Source organism: Tissierellales bacterium, from assembly GCA_025210965.1.
Lineage (GTDB): Bacteria > Bacillota > Clostridia > Tissierellales > JAOAQY01 > JAOAQY01.
Genome location: JAOAQY010000085.1, coordinates 1 through 17,615, shown reverse-complemented (window position 1 = coordinate 17,615; position 17,615 = coordinate 1). Strand labels below are relative to the sequence as shown.

Annotated in this window: 18 protein-coding genes; 13 read left to right on the top strand and 5 right to left on the bottom strand. The window is 33.3% G+C overall.

Going from position 1 to position 17,615, the window contains the following annotated elements; translation table 11 throughout:
- The 3 genes from N4A40_06300 to N4A40_06290 all read right to left on the bottom strand — a co-directional run.
- Nucleotides 1–326, bottom strand: a 326-nt coding sequence (locus tag N4A40_06300) for a hypothetical protein (protein ID MCT4661459.1), incomplete at its 3' end; no start/stop codon positions are given.
- Nucleotides 319–831 (bottom strand): sigma-70 family RNA polymerase sigma factor, encoded by a 513-nt coding sequence (locus N4A40_06295; protein ID MCT4661458.1) that lies wholly within the window; start codon nucleotides 829–831, stop codon nucleotides 319–321. The genes N4A40_06295 and N4A40_06300, both read right to left, overlap by 8 nt.
- 164 nt (nucleotides 832–995) lie before the next feature.
- Nucleotides 996–1,652, bottom strand: coding sequence for a hypothetical protein (locus N4A40_06290; GenBank protein MCT4661457.1), 657 nt, complete (start codon nucleotides 1,650–1,652; stop codon nucleotides 996–998).
- 267 nt (nucleotides 1,653–1,919) lie between these two features.
- On the opposite strand from N4A40_06290, the gene N4A40_06285 reads away from it, so the two are divergent.
- A complete protein-coding gene (locus tag N4A40_06285; GenBank protein MCT4661456.1) occupies nucleotides 1,920–2,906 on the top strand; it encodes an ABC transporter ATP-binding protein in 987 nt (328 codons plus the stop codon).
- On the top strand, nucleotides 2,899–3,603 hold the full coding sequence (locus N4A40_06280; protein ID MCT4661455.1) for an ABC transporter permease: 705 nt from the start codon (nucleotides 2,899–2,901) through the stop codon (nucleotides 3,601–3,603). Before N4A40_06285 ends, N4A40_06280 begins: the two co-directional genes overlap by 8 nt.
- Nucleotides 3,604–3,668: 65 nt before the next feature.
- On the opposite strand, the gene N4A40_06275 is transcribed toward N4A40_06280, so the two are convergent.
- Nucleotides 3,669–4,178, bottom strand: coding sequence for a GNAT family N-acetyltransferase (locus N4A40_06275; GenBank protein MCT4661454.1), 510 nt, complete (start codon nucleotides 4,176–4,178; stop codon nucleotides 3,669–3,671).
- 250 nt (nucleotides 4,179–4,428) lie between these two features.
- On the opposite strand from N4A40_06275, the gene N4A40_06270 reads away from it, so the two are divergent.
- The 9 genes from N4A40_06270 to N4A40_06230 all read left to right on the top strand — a co-directional run bounded on the left by N4A40_06270 (nucleotide 4,429) and on the right by N4A40_06230 (nucleotide 12,972).
- Nucleotides 4,429–5,685 (top strand): hypothetical protein, encoded by a 1,257-nt coding sequence (locus N4A40_06270; protein MCT4661453.1) that lies wholly within the window; start codon nucleotides 4,429–4,431, stop codon nucleotides 5,683–5,685.
- A gap of 433 nt (nucleotides 5,686–6,118) precedes the next feature.
- Complete coding sequence (locus N4A40_06265) at nucleotides 6,119–7,006, top strand: sugar ABC transporter permease (GenBank protein ID MCT4661452.1); 888 nt, start codon at nucleotides 6,119–6,121, stop codon at nucleotides 7,004–7,006.
- Nucleotides 7,007–7,087: 81 nt separating this feature from the next.
- The gene (locus N4A40_06260; GenBank protein ID MCT4661451.1) at nucleotides 7,088–7,912 is read left to right on the top strand and encodes a carbohydrate ABC transporter permease; all 825 of its coding nucleotides are present in this window, start codon (nucleotides 7,088–7,090) and stop codon (nucleotides 7,910–7,912) included.
- 38 nt (nucleotides 7,913–7,950) lie between these two features.
- Nucleotides 7,951–9,288 carry an ABC transporter substrate-binding protein gene (locus N4A40_06255; protein MCT4661450.1) on the top strand — a complete coding sequence of 446 codons (1,338 nt, stop codon included), beginning with the start codon at nucleotides 7,951–7,953 and terminating at the stop codon, nucleotides 9,286–9,288.
- Between the two features lie 195 nt (nucleotides 9,289–9,483).
- A complete protein-coding gene (locus N4A40_06250) occupies nucleotides 9,484–9,675 on the top strand; it encodes a hypothetical protein (protein ID MCT4661449.1) in 192 nt (63 codons plus the stop codon).
- A 35-nt stretch (nucleotides 9,676–9,710) separates the two neighbouring features.
- A complete protein-coding gene (locus N4A40_06245) occupies nucleotides 9,711–10,010 on the top strand; it encodes a hypothetical protein (GenBank protein MCT4661448.1) in 300 nt (99 codons plus the stop codon).
- Between the two features lie 196 nt (nucleotides 10,011–10,206).
- Nucleotides 10,207–10,899 carry a response regulator transcription factor gene (locus N4A40_06240; GenBank protein MCT4661447.1) on the top strand — a complete coding sequence of 231 codons (693 nt, stop codon included), beginning with the start codon at nucleotides 10,207–10,209 and terminating at the stop codon, nucleotides 10,897–10,899.
- Nucleotides 10,889–12,238, top strand: a complete 1,350-nt coding sequence (locus tag N4A40_06235) for a HAMP domain-containing histidine kinase (protein MCT4661446.1) — start codon at nucleotides 10,889–10,891, stop codon at nucleotides 12,236–12,238. The genes N4A40_06240 and N4A40_06235 overlap by 11 nt, the downstream gene beginning before the upstream one ends.
- 47 nt (nucleotides 12,239–12,285) lie before the next feature.
- Entirely contained in the window at nucleotides 12,286–12,972 is a 687-nt protein-coding gene (locus tag N4A40_06230) for a tetratricopeptide repeat protein (GenBank protein MCT4661445.1), read from the top strand.
- Here N4A40_06230 and N4A40_06225 read toward each other — a convergent pair.
- Nucleotides 12,955–14,154 (bottom strand): WG repeat-containing protein, encoded by a 1,200-nt coding sequence (locus tag N4A40_06225; GenBank protein MCT4661444.1) that lies wholly within the window; start codon nucleotides 14,152–14,154, stop codon nucleotides 12,955–12,957. The two genes, N4A40_06230 and N4A40_06225, sit on opposite strands and share 18 nt — an antisense overlap.
- Nucleotides 14,155–14,371: 217 nt before the next feature.
- On the opposite strand from N4A40_06225, the gene N4A40_06220 reads away from it, so the two are divergent.
- Both N4A40_06220 and N4A40_06215 read left to right on the top strand, forming a co-directional pair.
- Complete coding sequence (locus tag N4A40_06220) at nucleotides 14,372–15,202, top strand: PRD domain-containing protein (protein ID MCT4661443.1); 831 nt, start codon at nucleotides 14,372–14,374, stop codon at nucleotides 15,200–15,202.
- A gap of 297 nt (nucleotides 15,203–15,499) precedes the next feature.
- On the top strand, nucleotides 15,500–17,437 hold the full coding sequence (locus N4A40_06215) for a glucose PTS transporter subunit IIA (GenBank protein MCT4661442.1): 1,938 nt from the start codon (nucleotides 15,500–15,502) through the stop codon (nucleotides 17,435–17,437).
- Nucleotides 17,438–17,615: the final 178 nt, after the last annotated feature.

Sequence of the window (17,615 nt, the reverse complement as noted above, 5' to 3'; positions counted from 1 at the left end):
GCTGAATTTACGACTATGTAATTCTCTTCATTAATTTTTATTCTTAGGGGTTCTAAGATGCCATATTGTCTATGATTATTATCTTCTACTAATATATTTATGCCGGGTACATACCTCAAAATATTTTGTGCGGCATAGCCTATTGGTTTATTAAATACCAAAAATGTTATCAATAGCATAGGCAAAATTATTATGGCAACGTGTTTAAGCGCATGAGATTTTACTCTGGTGTTTTTTTTAAGTATACTTTTTCTGATATCATCTGTAATTTTTATGTCTTTCATATTTTCATCTACATAATGCTTTAACTCTTCAATGTTATTCATAAATTACGCCTCCTATATCATTTTTTAATTTTTTTCTAGCTCTGAATAAGCGAGTGGATACATTAGCCTCCGTGATTTCTAGTATCTCGGCTATTTCTTTTGTAGAGAGCTGCTGATAATAGTACATCAAAATGATATCTTTGTACTTTGGTTTCAATTTCATTATTGAGCTAAATAAGTCACTTTTATTCAGATTTTCAAACACATCTTTGTCTGAAACCTCTGCATTTATTATTTTTTCACTGCTCAATACGATTTTCTTAAACCACGAATTTCGAAGATGATTTTTGCATGTATTTATACATATTCTTGTGATCCAAGTTTTCATTGATGAATGGCCATTGAAACTATAAAAATTCTTGTAGACCTTTATAAAAGTTTCCTGACAAGCATCTTCAGCTAACTGATAGTCTTTTAGATATAAATAGCATAGCCTTAAGATATCTGTACCATAAGTTGTTATCAAATTATTAAAGTCTTCTTCGCTGAGAGTATTTTTGTTCATTAAAGTTCTACCTCCTTTCAGTTATTAGACACGCAATAACGGTAAAATATTACACTTATATTCAAATTTATCTTTTTATTAAAATTATAAATCAATAGAAAAAAAGAGTCTGCATCAAAATAGATTTTTTAATCTATTTGGTGCAGACTCTAGGAATATAATATTTACCAAGCTGTTATCTCAAAGTCCGTTTCTTCATTAGATTTTCCCATGAATACAATATCGTAACCATTTAAGTCAATGTCTTTTAAACTTAAAGTTACAGTAGCAGTAGCACAGGCCGTAGAGCTTAAAGTATAGAGGGAAATGGGACTCATTTCATAGCTCAAATTTGGATATAAGTTTTTAGTCACATGTATGGTCCCGTTAATAGGTGGATCTATTATCGCAGAGCCTTGGTGTCTAAATCTAATACTACCTCTGATTCTAAAAATATCAATTCCATTTTTAGAAAAAGAAATGGAGTCTTCAACTTTGAGAATGCTAACGTCATCTTTTTTATCCGAATCACTTAACTCATATGTTGAAGATGAGATTTTACTATCTATTTCATTTTTAAAAAATTCTTTAATTTCATTTGGATTATTTAGAAAATCAACTAGTTCTTGCTGTTCTTCCTTAGGCATAGATCTAAATTTTAGTAAATCGCTTTTTAGTTCTTCTTTTCTATTACCCATGAAAATATCAACTCTATCACTTAGCCATCTATCATAAGATGCTATGGTTATTTGATTTTTTCCACTATTGATAAATTTGTTAGCGATTAAAAGAACAGCTAAGATAACTATAATTAAAAATACTGTGTTTTTGGTTTTATTCATTATTTCACTCCTAAACTTAATATGAAACTTGGATTTCAGAATATTTTAAGTTTAATAAATTGGTTTAGACATTTTTTATGGAAATTAATATGGATTAGTTTCATTACATAAATATTAACACAAAGTTACAAAAAATGCCAATAATAAAAACGGTTAAAATAAATAGTTGGTCAAAAACTTTGGAAATGAAATTGAGGTAGCTACATTTTAATATTATTTTCATCTTTGATTAACTCTACAATAATATTTGGCTGATAGTATCTTATCATGAAGATTAGGACGTATTTTAGCAAACGATTTAGAGAGAAGATAAAGGAGCTGGAAATTATGGGGAGTGTGCCTGTACTTAAAGTAGAGAATTTATGCAAGTCGTATGGCAGAAAGTCAATACTTAAAAATATTAGTTTTGAAGTCGAGAGAGGAGATGTATTTGGATTTTTAGGACCAAATGGTTCGGGGAAGACCACGACTATAAGATCAGTACTCGGTCTTATTAGAAAAAATTCTGGAAAAGTGTCTGTTCTAGGATCTGATATGGATAACGAGTTTCTGAAAGGGATAAAGAATGTTGGAGCGGTTGTAGAGACTCCTAAATTTCACGATCATTTGTCTGGAAAAGCAAATCTAAAACTAATAGCAAATTTGCATAGTGAATTAGGTGATGCTGATGTAGAGCGGGTTTTAAAACTCGTTGGAATGTGGGATAGAAGCAAGCACAAAGTAAAAACATATTCGTTAGGAATGAGGCAGAGACTTGGAATCGCAATGGCCCTTATTAATAGACCTAAACTTGTAATATTAGATGAACCTACAAATGGATTGGATCCACAGGGAATAAAAGAGGTTAGAGAACTGATTGTAAGACTAGCTGAAAAAGAGGGCATAACATTTTTTATATCGACTCATCTCTTAGCAGAGGTTGAACAAATTTGTAATAGAGTGGTGATAATCGAGGCAGGCAAAACTGTAGTTGAAGGTAGAGTTAATGAACTTTTAGATAAGGACTATGACAGAGCAGAGATATCATGCGAACCAGCTGAAAGAGCAAAAACGATAATAGAGAGTTTGGACTATGTTGATTTAGATGCAGATTCAACTGGCGATTTAATTGTAAAAGTTCAAAAGGGACGCCAGAGAGATTTGAATAAAGAATTATTTAGCGCTGGAATAGATATAGATTATGTAGTACCTTGTAATCAATCATTAGAGGATTACTTCATTGAGGTTACTAAGGGAGGAATTGCAAATGTTTAGAGTGTTTAGAAATGAAATGTATAAAATTTTTCATTCGAAAAAATTGTATGTATTCGGAGTGTTGGCGTTTGCAATTGCAGGGCTAATGGTAGTTGCACCTACTGAGGCTACAATGGCACAAGACTTGATGGTAAATGAGATTTCAAGGACATTTTTGCCGATGTTATTTGCCATAATCATAGCAGATTCTATTACAGAAGAATACAAATCAGGAACGCTTAAGCTTTCTATGATACATCCTATCAAGAGAAGTAGCTATTTGTTAGGAAAGGTAATTGCACTTATTCCAGTTGGAATAATATTTATAGCTTGGTGTCAAATATTGGGAATCGTTATAGAGCTTATAAAATTTGGAGAGCTCAAGATGAGCGGATCAATAATGTTCGAATTATTTACACAAACTGTAGGTGGAATGCTTCCTATGCTTGGATTTAGTATGATAGTTTTGCTTATGGCAGTATTTTTCAGAGGAACAGGTGCTGTTATAGGTGCCACAGTTGGACTTTTGATATTCTTCCAAATTCTATCTCCAATTGCTTACAAATATCATTTTGAAAATTTACTTATAAATACGCACAACAATATGTTTATAGAGAGTGCTGATTTTACAACTAGTATGATGGTTTGTATAGTATATATAGTCGTATTTTTGGGGGCTAGTTTGCTGGCGTTCAATAGAAAAGATATTACGGAGTAGTTATAGAAATGCGCTTGGATTATATTTCAGAGATTTTGAAATAAGCCAAGCGCATTTTTTTATGCTTATATTTTTAGGCCGTAGTATAGATGAGAGCAGATTTTGCCATCGAAATCTGCTATGTCAGGAAGTAGACCCCATTTTTCAAACTTGTATTTTTCAAGGAGACCTATACTTTTATTGTTGCAACCTAGAAGTATTGCTAGTATAGTTTTTAGTCCTAATTCACGTGCTTTTTCTATGGCGAAAGAGAGAAGAGCTGATCCTATATGTTGACCATGGTAATCAGAGTGCACATAATAACTGACTTCCGCTACATGTTTCATAGCACGCCTTCCTGGGCGGTATCCACTTAGATGGACGTAGGCAACTATTTTTTCATCAATTGTGTATACATAAAGAGGATACATTTCGTTTTGATGACTTTCGAACCATGGAAGTCTTTCCTCTACAGTAAATGTATCCATATCAGCAGTGCATCCACCATTTATTATAGCTTGGTTGTATATTTCCGTTAGTGCAGGTAAATCTTCTTTTTGAGCAAGTCTTATATTGGTATTTAAATCATTATTCATAGAAAAACCTCCAAATACTAAATTTTATTTATTATATCAAAAAAAAATTAGATTAGCAAAACGCGATGATTTAGCTGCTTGGAAGAGATACTATGAAATGTTAACAAAAATATTTTAAAAAGTGGGTACAAATTTGTCCCGATTTGATGTATAATACTAAATGTGAGCTGGATCACTAAAATTTAATCGATTAAAGTAAAAAGCTATAGCGGGAAAGAGGGACCCTCAAACCAAATTTGGAGGGAATATCATGCAAAAAAATGGGAAGTATTTAGGTATCAACGGACTAGGTAGAATAGGTAAATTGGTACTTTGGAATCAATTGATTCTCAAGCACTTCGACGGACTTGTTGTCAGTATTGGGCGTACTGCAGGACAAAGTTTAGAGGATTTATTAGATTTCATTTTGACAGATTCTACATATGGATCGCTAGAAAGATTCATGTATGGGTATGCTGGCAAAGATTTTAAGGTTGAGATATTAGACGAGGAAAAGGGCGAGGTACGAATAGACGGGATGTACATCAAATTCCTTACTAAAGATCGCAATCCAAAGAATATCGGTTGGGGTAAATATGGTGTGGAGATAGTAGTAGATTGTACGGGACAATTCCTAGATCCAAAAGCACCAGCAGATAATTTAAAGGGAAGTTTGAGAGGCCACTTAGAATCAGGGGCTAAAAAAGTCATAGTTAGTGCACCTTTTAAAATTCCAGGTGAAAAATTAGTGATGCCACAGGATGCAACTATGCTAGTTTATGGAATCAATCACAAGGATTATGATTCTGAGAAGCATCAAATCGTTTCAGGTGCTAGCTGTACTACTACAGCACTTGCACATATGATGAAGCCATTGCTTGATAGAATAAGTCCTTCAAGATTTTTAACTGCATCGATGTCGACTATTCACGCGGCTACGAATAATCAAAAATTACTCGATGCACTTCCAAAACAAAACGCTAAGGATCTTAGAAGAAATCGTTCGGTATTTAATAATATTATATTGACATCAACAGGTGCGGCAAAGGCATTGGAATTTGTAATGCCAGAGATACAAAATATAGGATTTATGGCTGATTCTGTACGTGTTCCAACAAATACAGTATCGCTAGTATCTTTAAATCTTACTTTCAGATCGAAACTCGAAGCATCGGGAGAACCAACGCTTACATCTGAATTTATTAACAATATTTACAGAGAGGCGTCTGAAAATGGTCAGAAATCATTTTTACACTTTGCTGAAAAGCAAACTGTATCTATGGATGTTAGAGGATTCAAGGCATCGGCAGTGATAGAGGGATGTGAGACTAGTACGAAAACAGGATTTTTATCACTTCCAAATAGCATGATTCACAACATGGGCGTTGTGGGGGAAGTTAAAGTTCCAGTGACCCATGCTAAAATATTCGGATGGTACGACAATGAATTCGGAAGTTATGTAAACTCGCTTTCTAACATCATTCTTCATGTTGATGAGTGCTTAGTAAAAAAAGCAATGGCGAGCTAGATCTCAGAGTGAGAAACTTAAATTAATTCAACCAAAACATATGAACATAAATTTGAAATATCAAAACAAAACTTAAAACAAAACCAAAATAATTTGTAAAATAACAAAACCTTTCGCTACTAATTTTTTGCGATATGCAATAAAAGTTAGCAAATATGAGAGGTTATGCTATCAGCAAGGGAGAAGAAAACCAATTCTTTCTTGCTGTTTTTTTGCGCTTAAATATCATATTTATAATCAATAATATAGATGAAATCTGATTATAAGCTAGGTTAAAGGCATACAATTAAAGACGTGTAATTACGTATAAAAAATCCATATATATAATGGGAAATCATAGAAAAATACTATTTTACCCAAGCGAATAATCGTGATATTTTTAAGGTTGGTAAACATTTTTGTAGTTATATATTAAAGATTTATTCAGGAAGTGGTGAAGCATTTGAAAAAGAGTGATGGTATTAGAGCTATATTTTACTTAGCTCCTGCCTTTCTAATTATAGGATTATTTCAGATATATCCTATAATACAGTCTTTCACAATGAGTTTTTATACAGATTTTGATTATTTAAGTGGAGAAGTTTATGCGAGAGGATTGGACAATTTTTATTATGTATTAGGAGACCCAGATTTTCATCTAGCACTAAAAAATACAAGTACATTTGTACTATTTAGCGTGCCACTTTCGATGGTTGCGTCACTTTTTATTGCGGTACTTTTAAATTCTTCTATAAAGCTTAGAGGATTTTTTAGAAGCGTTTATTTTTTGCCATTTGTAACATCGAGCGTTGCTGTATCTATGGTATGGAGATGGATTTTTAGCAAAAATTATGGTCTTATAAATCAAATATTGAGCGAATTAGGTTTCACTAAAATCTCGTGGTTAAATGATCCTGAAAAGACTATATTTATACTTGTCATATTGAGTATTTGGAGGGGACTAGGATACAAGGTCATATTGTTTTTAGCTGGACTACAAGCAATAGATGAAAAATACTATGAAGCCGCAAAGATAGATGGAGCAAATTCATTTAAATTGTTTTCTAAAATAACTCTACCTTTATTGAAGCCAACTTTATTTTTTGTACTTATAACATCTGTCATAAGCTCATTTAAAATTTTTGACGAGGTATTTGTGATTTATGACAAGAAAACGGGCCCTCTAAAAAGTGGACTAACTATAGTGTATTATATTTTTGATAAATTCTATAATCAATGGCAATTTTCTATAGCGGCAGCAGCGACATTTATATTGTTTGTAATAATACTTGCATTTACAATTGTCCAGCTAAAGATAGGGAGTAAACAAATAAATAAGTAAACTAATAAATAAGTAAACTAATAAATAAGTAAACTAATAAACTAATAACACTGATACTAGTAGATTAGGAGAGAAGTATTTATGATTAAAACGAAGCTTTCAAAAATAGTGATATACATGGTGCTTATTATTGGACTAGTATTTATAATAGTTCCATTTGTGTGGATGATACTTACCTCAATTAAGGGAAGCAAAGAAGTTATGCAAGTTCCTATGAAAATAATACCTAGTGAATTTCGATTTGATAATTATAGAAAAGTGCTAGACATGGCTCCGTTTGGGGTTTTTTTAAGAAATTCAATTATAGTGACGATTTTAATAACCATCGGAGAGCTTATAACTACTATATTAGCAGCATTTGCATTCTCAAAACTAAAGTTTTGGGGGCGAGATATGCTATTTACAATTATGATAGCAACTATGATGGTACCAAGTGAGGTTTTGCTCATACCTAATTTCATAACGCTAAGTAGGTTAAATTGGATAGATACATACAAAGCGCTTGTAATTCCTTGGTGTGCAAGTGCATTTACTATATTTTTGCTTAGACAGTATTTCTTACAGATTCCAGAGAGTTTATACGATGCAGCCAAAATAGATGGATGTAGTGATTTCAAATACTTATGGACGATAATGGTACCTATTTCTAAACCTGCACTTGTAAGTATAGCAATATTAAAAATAGTGGGTAGTTGGAATGCGTTTATGTGGCCTTTAATTGTAACAAATTCACAAGAGTTAAGAACGCTACCCGTTGCGCTGTCTTATTTCAGTTCAGAAGCAGGAGTTGATTATAATTTACTCATGGCTGCTAGTACTATGATTATAATTCCAATGGTTGTGGTCTATGTTTTTTTGCAGAAATGGATAGTAGATGGGGTGTCTAATAGTGGCATAAAGGGTTAGTTTTCCCTTTTAATAAAAGAATTCAAGGAGGAGAAGTTATGAAAAAAAGTATGAAGGCGATTTGCATATTTGGGGCTATGTTAATTGCGCTATCAGGTTGCGGAACAAAGGCTGAAATTGAAGAGAAAAAAGAGGTTAAATCAGAGGCAGAAGTTAAAACAGAGCAGGTAGTAGAGGTTGAATTTTGGCATGCAATGGGAGGAGAAAAAGGAGAAGCACTTCAAAAACTCACAGATGATTTTAATGCAAAAAATGAGGATATAGAGGTTAAATTAGTGCATCAAGGAGGATATAGAGATTTATTTTCTAAATTGATGGCATCGGCTAAAGCCAAAGCACTTCCAACAATGACTCAAATATATTGCAATAGACTTAGCTGGTATGTGGATAAAGGTTTAGTTGAAGATTTATCACCTTATATGAAAGATTCTAAAATAGGACTTAGTGATCAAGAACTAGAGGATATTCCACCATTGTTCTTGGATGATGGAATTTGGAACGATAGACAATATGCTTTTCCATTTAACAAAAGTCAGATGGTATTGTATTACAATCAAGATATGCTAGATAAAGCAGGTGTAGAAGTTCCTAAAACTTGGGAAGAGTGGAGTGAAGCTAATAAAAAACTCACAATAGATGAAAATGGTGATGGAGAGCCAGAAATTTATGGTACGGTATTTGCGAACAATATATCAACAGATATAGCTCCATGGGTAAAACAGGCAGGTGGAGTGATAATAGATGAGGAAAAAGATCAATTAAATTTTGATTCTGAAGCTACAAAAGAGGCTGTTAGTTTCATTGCGGGTATGATTGAAGCCAAGATAGCTAGAACAGCTGGTGAAGATAAGCATTCAAATGTACCATTTTCTCAAAAAAGAGCTGCAATGTGTGTAGCTAGTACTTCTGCAATACCATACATTCAAAAAGGTGTGCCAGAAGATATGAATTGGTTTGCAGCTCCACTTCCAGCAAACAAGACAAATGATCAATTGTACTATGGTACAAATGTTGCTGTATTTAATACTGTTGACAGTGAAAAGAGAGAAGCGGCTTGGAAATATGTAAAATACCTCACACTTCCAGAAAACACGGCCTATTTTTCAATGAATACAGGTTATTTACCAGTTAGATATTCTGCTAGAGAATTGCCAGAATACAAATCGTATATCGAGAAGAATCCAATAAAAGGTGTTGGATTAGTTAGTTTTGACAATGGATTCCAAGGAACTAGAATCATAGGTCAAATAAATGCATTAGATATACTCGGAGAAGAATTAGATCAAGTATTTTTCAATGGAAAATCAATCGATGAAGCGCTTAAATCAGCGCAGCAGCGAGGTGAACAAGCTATAGCGGAAGTTAGAAAAAATTAATAAAAACACTTTATGAAAACATAAAAACATCAATTAACTCCAATAAGTTACCTTAAGATGGTGCCAGGCACCATCCTAGGGTAACTTATTGGAGTTTTTTTGTTTGAATTTATTTACGCTGCCACATTGTTGCCACATTTCTATTACATAATGTAATTAATAAAGGAGATATGGGGTAGAGAGGAGGTTTGGGATATGATGTTTTTTGGAGTTATCATTTTATTAGCTGTAGTGTATTTCTTATTTAAGGATCAGATGCCAGGTAAATTTGATTTGGGGAATTCAGAAAAAGATTCTTCGCTAAAGCAATTAGATGCAAAATTTATAAATGGTGATATAGATGAAGCGACTTATTTGAGAATGAAGAGTCTCATAAATCAGAGATAGTGAAAAATAGAATTTAGAAGAAGGAGAGATATATTATGATGTTGTTAGGACGAGGATATGAATTTTTTGGACATTGTTTTTCACCTGAGTATGGTTTGGGTAGAGGTATGAACAGATTTTGGCCTGTGCACGGATTCGGAGGATTTGGAGGATTTTTTACAATAGCGTTATTAGCAATCGTGGGAATTGTTGTCTATGTAATAATTTCGAGAAGAAGAAAAACATCTAGTCTAGAAAAGACAATTGAGTCACTAAATTACAAATATGTAAATGGTGATATAAACGAAGAAGAGTATTTGAGGAAAAAAGAATTGATTCAAAAAAATAATTTTTAAATAATTGGGTAAATCTATATAGACCCATCTTTCTGCGAAGGCTAGTCTAGAATGACTAGTCTTTGTTGTTAAATTAGGAGAATTACAAATTTGAAGTAAAGCCCTGTTTTTAGACATGGGGAGTGTCAAATGAGAGAAGATTAATAGATTTAAATAATAGATTCACATACTAGATGTTTTGAAGGAGCGTAGAGATATGACATACAATATTTTGATAGTAGAGGATCAGATAGACATTAGTAACATAATAGAAAAATATCTCGAGAAATACGGATACGACTATGATGTAGCTAGTGATGGATTTAAGGCTCTAGATTACTTTGGTAAAAAAACGTATCATATAGTATTACTTGATATAATGATGCCCGGAATAGATGGCTTTGAGGTTTTAAAAAACATCAGAGAAACATCTGACATTCCAGTGTTGATGGTAAGTGCGAAGAAAGAAGAAATAGATAGATTGCAGGGATTTGATTTAGGCGCAGATGACTACATAGTTAAACCGTTTAGTGTTAAAGAATTGATTAAGAGAATAGAAGTGATGCTCAAAAGGGTTTATGGAGATTTGGCGGTTAGTAGATATTCTTTCAAAAATTTATCACTAGATTCTAATGCGCAGATATTATATAAAGATGGAGTAAATTTGAGTTTAACTTCACTAGAGTACAAAATTATGAAAGTTTTCTTTGACCATAAAAACCAAGTTTTATCAAGACAGCAGCTTATAAATTTAGTTTTCGGATATGATTATGACGGTTATGATAGAAGTGTAGATTCGTCCATAAAGCGATTGAGGCACAAAATAGAAGAGAATCCTAAAGAGCCTAAATTCATTATAACAAAATACGGTGCAGGTTATAAATTTGGAGGTGATGATAGTGACGATTAGAAAAACATTGCTATTTTCACTTATGGCTATTGCTTTTATAGCTATATCAATAAATACAATATTTTTAAATTCAATGGTTGACAAATACTTTATGAAATACCTTTCTGAATCATATGATAATCATATAGACGAGCTAAAAACATACGTACAGGATGAGTTTACCAATAGTGAAAACTTTGATTTAAATGGTTTCCGAGCGGAATTAGAAACTCATTTAGATGATCCAATAGTGGGGATAAAGATATTTGATTCTTATAAAAATCAGATATTATATGTATCGAAGAACAATATGTCACGGCACATGATGATGGGGTCTAGATTTGAGCAAACTGACAGATATATTATAAAAGCAGACGATGTAGAGGTTGCTGAAATGCATATTATTTTAAATAGCTCTATAGAAGAGTCATTAGTAGCGAAAAAATTTCAATCATCACTTATTAGATATGGAGCTATGGGCTTTGCATTAGCTGGGGTGTTAGCCTTGGCAGTAGGATTATATCTCAGCAAGTTAATGAGTAAGGATTTAATCGAGACTTCAAATATGGCTGAATCTATTGACTTAAATAGACCAATAAATAATAAAAATTCGAATATAAAAGAAATAAGAGTTGTACAAAATAGTTTGAGAAATCTAAATCAGAGCTTACACTTAAAGCAGAGACATAGAAAACGGTTAACGGACGAACTCAGACACAAGGCGCAGACACCAATAACAATAATTCAAACCCATCTTGAAGGGATAGAAGATGAAATAATAGATTGGGATGAAAGAGAGTTAAAGGTATTTCGGAAAAATATATTTGAGTTATCAAATTTGCTAAATGATGTTGATAGATTAATAGATACGGACATAGATGTAGACGATAATACTATCTCAAAGTTTGATGTAGTAAGTATAATAAATGAAATTGCACAATCGCTAAGATTACAATATCAGAAAAAATCCATGGTTATTAAGAAAAATTTACCTATGACGCTTATAGTAGAACTTGACGAATATAAATTCAGGCAAATATTATACAATCTATTCACGAATGCCTACAAATATGCAGGTGAAGGGTCGAATGTAGAAATACACTTAGAAGAATCAAATTCAGATTTTAAAATAGTATTTACAGACAATGGAGAAGGTCTTGATAATTATGAGGTGCAGAATATACTAGAGCCGTATTACAGAGGAGTAAAGCATAGAAATATAAGTGGACAAGGTTTAGGCTTGTATATATTAGAGCAAAATATAAAATCTATGGGAGGAAGTGTAATAATACGTCAAAATACTCCTAGTGGACTAGCATTTGATATTAGATTGCCAAAATCAATAGAAATTTTGATATAATGAGTAGAACAGAGAAAATTTGTAAATAGATGAGAGGAAGGTCGTATATGAGCGATATGGACAAGGTTTTTGAAAAGGGATTTGATTTATTTGAAAAAGGGAAATATAAAAAAGCTATAGAAAAATTTGATGAGGTTATAAAAAATGATGAAAGCTGTGTAAATGCTTATATGAATAGAGGAATATCCTATGAGGAGCTCGGAGAATTAGAACTTGCACTAAATGACTACAGCAAGTGTATAGAGCTAGATGAAAACGATGCTGACAATTACTACAATAGGGGAAATATATATCAGTATATGGAGAAGTTTGAAGAGGCAATAGGTGATTACAAAGCAGCTATTGAAAGAAAGAATTACGTGCCAGATTTTTATTATAATCTGGGAAGGGCACTGCTAAATATAAAAAATTATGAGGAAGCACTTTCTGCATTTGACGAAACAATATCTAGAATAGAAGATGATGCAGATGCTTATTATTTGAGAGCGAGTGTAAAAAATATTCTTGGAAACTATGAAGAGGCAATAGATGATTATGATAAATGTATAGAATTGAGTGAATCAGATATAGATGCTATATTTGATAGGGCTCAGGCGAGAGAAAGCCTAGGTCAGAATGCCCAGGCTTTAGATGATTACAATGAAGTGCTAAGAATACTTAAAGATGGAAATTGTGAGAATGAAGAGATTGAAGAAGTGCAAGAGAGGATTGACAATCTAATCAGTCCAAACTAGTGTATTTGCATCTATTTTTGATATTCCATCTGTGAAGTAATTTTTTATAGTAGCGGTTATACCATTATTTTGTGTATCAGAGCGCAGAATTAAATCGTTACCATCTACACTAAATGTTTTTATAGGGACATCCTGAAAATCTAATACGAAATTTCCGCTAATATCAATTAAACCTGACTGTTCTAAATTTTCCACTATGCAGAGGCCGTGAGAGAATGTCTTTGTGTAGTGAAATTTCGGTTTTATGACTGTATTGAAGTTTTCATCCATAAATCCGTGAAAACCTTCTGCTGTTGCAAAATGATGTAGACCATCGTATAATTCATCTACAAATTGATAGTCTGATTCTGTGTAAGAAAAGATTTCTTTGAATTCATCATCCATAAAGCCGAGGATGAATTCTACGTATTCATCACCTTTTTTTATTGCTTTTACAAACTTGTGTTCACTCGAATTTGTATAGGGGCGGAGTTTGTAGTACTTAAAATCGGTCAGAGGTGTTACGCTATCTGATGTAACTCTGACGTATCCGCATAAATCATTTTTGTAAAGAACCATGATTTCATTTGAGGTTGGTGCTTCAGAAAATGTTGGAAATTCTAAATTGGTGTATTCATAATCACATATCAAATCACCACTTGAATTTATGAATCCATAGAGATCATCTTTCATTACCAGAGCTACATCTCTATCAAACATACATGCATCGTCAAATGTTTTATCAAAAACAAAGTTGCCATCTTTGTCTATGTATTTACAACCATCACTTGTTTCTACAACAGCGAAATTATTTTGAAAAATATTTGCGTATAAAAATTGAAAGTCTATTTTTACATTGCCATTGTGATCAACATATCCCCAAAGTCCATTCTTTTTAACTGGAGCTAGTCCCTGAGAGAAACCGGTGCTGAAATCATTCATGCCTATATAAAAAGCGTTTTGTTCAAATGGACCTAACAATTTGTGGGATGATGTCAAAAAACCTACAAGGATTTCATCTTTTGGTCTGTATCTAGAGTCAAAAGCATATCCTTTTAAATCGTTTTTTGACAAAAATTTTATTGGTTTTGTTTCTACAGTTTTATAGAAACCTGGAGTTGCTTCAAAGCATGGGATAAAGGGCTGATTGATAGGTATGTTTAGTATGCTAACGATACCTAGTATAACTAAATTTGTAATCAAATTGGACACCACCTTGAAAATTATTAAACATGTTTATATAATGAGTATAAAGTTTAGAACAGTGGATTAAGTGACAAATTCATAACAAAAAGGTGACGAATTGCAAAAAAATCCATTGAAAAAATAAAAATTTAGAGGTATGATAAGGGTGCGCTTGTATGGGGTGAAGGAGAAGCGTGTCTGGGTTTGGATTCTAAGAGGAGTAGGAGGGCGTGAGATGAAATCATATACTATCAAAAAGGTTTTGAATAACAATGTCATCTCCGTAACAGACGGTGAACGCAATTATATTTTTACAGGTAGCGGAATCGGTTACAATAAAAAGAAAAATGAGATTTTTGAGGATACAGAGGCTATAGAAATACAATACATATCGCTAGAGGGTTTGCAGAACAAGGATGTAGACAATTTTCTTGAGAAGATAGATGTTGAAGTTATAGAAGCAGTCCAGAAAATACTCATAATGGTGAACGAAAAGACAGGCAAAAAATACAGTATGAGTGATCATGCAGGTTTATTAGATCACATACAATTCTTAGTTAAGAGATTACAGGACAAAATTGAAATTCACAATCCGTTTTTAAATGAGACCAAATTGCTTTATCCACAAGCTTATGATGTGGCAGAAAGAGGAGTGGAAATTCTTAGAAATGAACTTCTACTAGAGATTCCAGATGATGAAGTAGGCTTTTTGACATATCATGTTCACAGTGGTTTAAAAATAGTTGATAAGACCAGAGCACTTAGAGATGTAAAGCTCATGAACACTATTAAGAATCACATTGAAAGCAAGCTAGGAATTGACTTTGAGCAGCATGCATTTGACTATAATAGATTTATAATTCATATAAAAGGCGTACTTAAAAGATTAGAGGAAGAGAAACCCCTTTCAAATAATCTCTTGACAGAAATCAAATCGAAGTATATAATTGAGTACAAGATCGCCTTTGATGTTGGACTTATCATAGAACAACAGCTAGGGCTTAAGGTTCCAGATAGTGAGATTGGCTATATAGCCATACATCTGGTAAAACTTAATAACGGCTAAAAATTTAGAAGTGTTACTAATTCGATTAGGCATGATCTGAAATTTGGCATATGACCCATGACGCTAGTATTCTAGAGTGGTGACTCTCATAACGGGAGTAATCTATCTAGAACTATAACTAAGAGCGTGGCATGGAAGTCGTATCTAAATTTTAGGTCATGCTTTTTTATTTGCCATAATTAATGGCGAAAAGAGAGTGAAAAAGGGCCCAAGAGAGTATTACTTTTATATTTTAGTTATTTTAAGTTTATATTATTAGCAATTATAAAGAGAAAAAAACAATGAGGAGGAGTTACGATGAGTAAGAAAAAGAGCAAAGCTTTTGCGGTATTACAAAAAGTTGGTAAATCACTTATGTTACCAGTATCAGTATTGCCAGCAGCAGGTCTTCTAGTAGCATTTGGTCGTATGGTACAAAATGCAGGTCTAGATGCAAACGGAGAGGTAGCTAATGCAATGCTAAATGCTATCGGAAGTTTGATGTTCCAAGGTGGTATTGCCATATTTGAACAATTACCACTTATATTTGCTATCGGTGTTGCCATTGGTTTCACTGGTGGAGCAGCAGTATCTGGTTTAGCAGCAGCAGTTGGTTATTTTACTATGGCTAACGTACTTAAGATTATGGGAACTCTTAGAGAATTACCATTTTCTATTGAAACAGGAGTATTTGGTGGTATATTGATTGGTCTTGTAGCAGCGAATCTTTACAATAGATTTTATAAGACAAAACTTCACCCAGTACTTGGATTTTTTGAAGGAAAGCGACTTGTGCCAATACTTATGGCATTTGCATCATTGTTCCTTGGTATAGCACTTGGATTTATTTGGCCACCAATCCAGAATGCACTTAATGCATTTGGTACAAGCGTGGTTGATGCTCAAGTAGGAGGTTTCTCACTTGCAGGTGGTATATTTGCAGCAGGAAATAGAGCGCTTATTCCAACAGGTCTTCACCACGTGTTCTACGCACCGTTCTTATTTGACTTTGGGTCATTTACAGATGCAGCAGGACAGGTATTTAGAGGTGAAAGTGCTCGTTACTTTGCAGGGGATATTACAGCCGGAAATATCATGGCATCAGAGTATCCACTAAAAATATTTGGATTGCCAGCAGCAGCTTTAGCAATGACACTTACAGCTAAGAAGAAAAACAGAAAAGCAGTAGGTGGAGTTATGTTAACTGCAGCTTTAACATCAATTATCACAGGGATTACAGAGCCGATTGAATTTGCATTTATATTTGTAGCGCCAGTACTTTACTTGGCACACATTATCTTGGCATTCGTTGGTGGTTTCTTGATTAACTTATTCCAAATTCGATTAGGTTATACATTTACCTCATCACTAATTGACTTTGGTATTAGTTACTTCAATGCCGGAAATCCTTGGAAATTATTCTATATCGTTGGACCACTTATCGGAGTTATGTATTTCGTAGTATTCTACTACCTCATCAAGAAATTCGATTTACAAACACCAGGTCGTGGAGAAGATATGGAAGAAGGCAGTGCACAGATTTCAGCATCAGACAAGGCTAGAGAGGTACTTATCGCACTTGGTGGAGCAGCAAACATCATTGCAATAGATGCTTGTATTACTAGACTTAGATTGGAAGTTAAAGAAACTGTTAAAGTCAATAAAGACAGATTGAAAGCACTTGGTTCAGCTGGAGTTATGGACGCAGGCGGTGGAAGTTTACAGGTAGTATTTGGTACAGAAGCAGAGGGATTAAAAGATGAAATAAAATCATTGATGCAAGCAGCTCCAGCAGCTGTAAGTGGTTTGAGTGTCGTTTCGCCAACGGCTGGTAAAATCATTCCTCTATCAAAAGTTCCAGATGAAACATTTGCAGGTAAACTTATAGGAGACGGTGTAGCTATTGAACCTAAAGACGGAGTGTTCTGTTCGCCAGTTGATGGAGAGATTGTAAATCTTTTCCCAACAAAACACGCTATCGGAATTCGTTCAACAGAAGGCGTTGAAATCCTATTACATGTTGGAATCGACACAGTGAACATGAAGGGTGAAGGTTTTGAAGCATTTATCAAAGCAGGAGACAAGGTAAAAGCTGGTGACAAACTTCTAAAAGTAGATTTAAATAAAGTTGCAAAAGAAGCAAAATCTATCATATCACCTATAGTGATCACTAATGGACATGATATAAAGGGAATGAACATCACTAGTGCTACACAAGCACAAAAAGGTTCTACTCTAATTGAAGTTCAAAAATAAGAATGAGAAAACATCTAGCAAGATTATTGCTAGATGTTTTTTTTGGCATTTTGATTAGAATAACAAAAGCGTCTTAAATGATTTAAAAATATTTTTTGAATTTTTTAAATTGATTTAGCTTAGCAAGATTGATATAAAGGCTTCTCTTTAAATTCTTATCCTTATTGTACTCTAGTGG

What these genes read in the sequence shown, in the direction of transcription:
- N4A40_06220 (MCT4661443.1), top strand. Translation starts at nt 14,372, where the DNA reads ATGAAATCATATACTATCAAAAAGGTTTTGAATAACAATGTCATCTCC.
- N4A40_06285 (MCT4661456.1), top strand. Translation starts at nt 1,920, where the DNA reads ATGAAGATTAGGACGTATTTTAGCAAACGATTTAGAGAGAAGATAAAG.
- N4A40_06290 (MCT4661457.1), bottom strand. Translation starts at nt 1,652, where the DNA reads ATGAATAAAACCAAAAACACAGTATTTTTAATTATAGTTATCTTAGCT.
- N4A40_06255 (MCT4661450.1), top strand. Translation starts at nt 7,951, where the DNA reads ATGAAAAAAAGTATGAAGGCGATTTGCATATTTGGGGCTATGTTAATT.
- N4A40_06230 (MCT4661445.1), top strand. Translation starts at nt 12,286, where the DNA reads ATGAGCGATATGGACAAGGTTTTTGAAAAGGGATTTGATTTATTTGAA.
- N4A40_06295 (MCT4661458.1), bottom strand. Translation starts at nt 831, where the DNA reads ATGAACAAAAATACTCTCAGCGAAGAAGACTTTAATAATTTGATAACA.
- N4A40_06270 (MCT4661453.1), top strand. Translation starts at nt 4,429, where the DNA reads ATGCAAAAAAATGGGAAGTATTTAGGTATCAACGGACTAGGTAGAATA.
- N4A40_06260 (MCT4661451.1), top strand. Translation starts at nt 7,088, where the DNA reads ATGATTAAAACGAAGCTTTCAAAAATAGTGATATACATGGTGCTTATT.
- N4A40_06275 (MCT4661454.1), bottom strand. Translation starts at nt 4,178, where the DNA reads ATGAATAATGATTTAAATACCAATATAAGACTTGCTCAAAAAGAAGAT.
- N4A40_06280 (MCT4661455.1), top strand. Translation starts at nt 2,899, where the DNA reads ATGTTTAGAGTGTTTAGAAATGAAATGTATAAAATTTTTCATTCGAAA.
- N4A40_06240 (MCT4661447.1), top strand. Translation starts at nt 10,207, where the DNA reads ATGACATACAATATTTTGATAGTAGAGGATCAGATAGACATTAGTAAC.
- N4A40_06215 (MCT4661442.1), top strand. Translation starts at nt 15,500, where the DNA reads ATGAGTAAGAAAAAGAGCAAAGCTTTTGCGGTATTACAAAAAGTTGGT.
- N4A40_06245 (MCT4661448.1), top strand. Translation starts at nt 9,711, where the DNA reads ATGATGTTGTTAGGACGAGGATATGAATTTTTTGGACATTGTTTTTCA.
- N4A40_06250 (MCT4661449.1), top strand. Translation starts at nt 9,484, where the DNA reads ATGATGTTTTTTGGAGTTATCATTTTATTAGCTGTAGTGTATTTCTTA.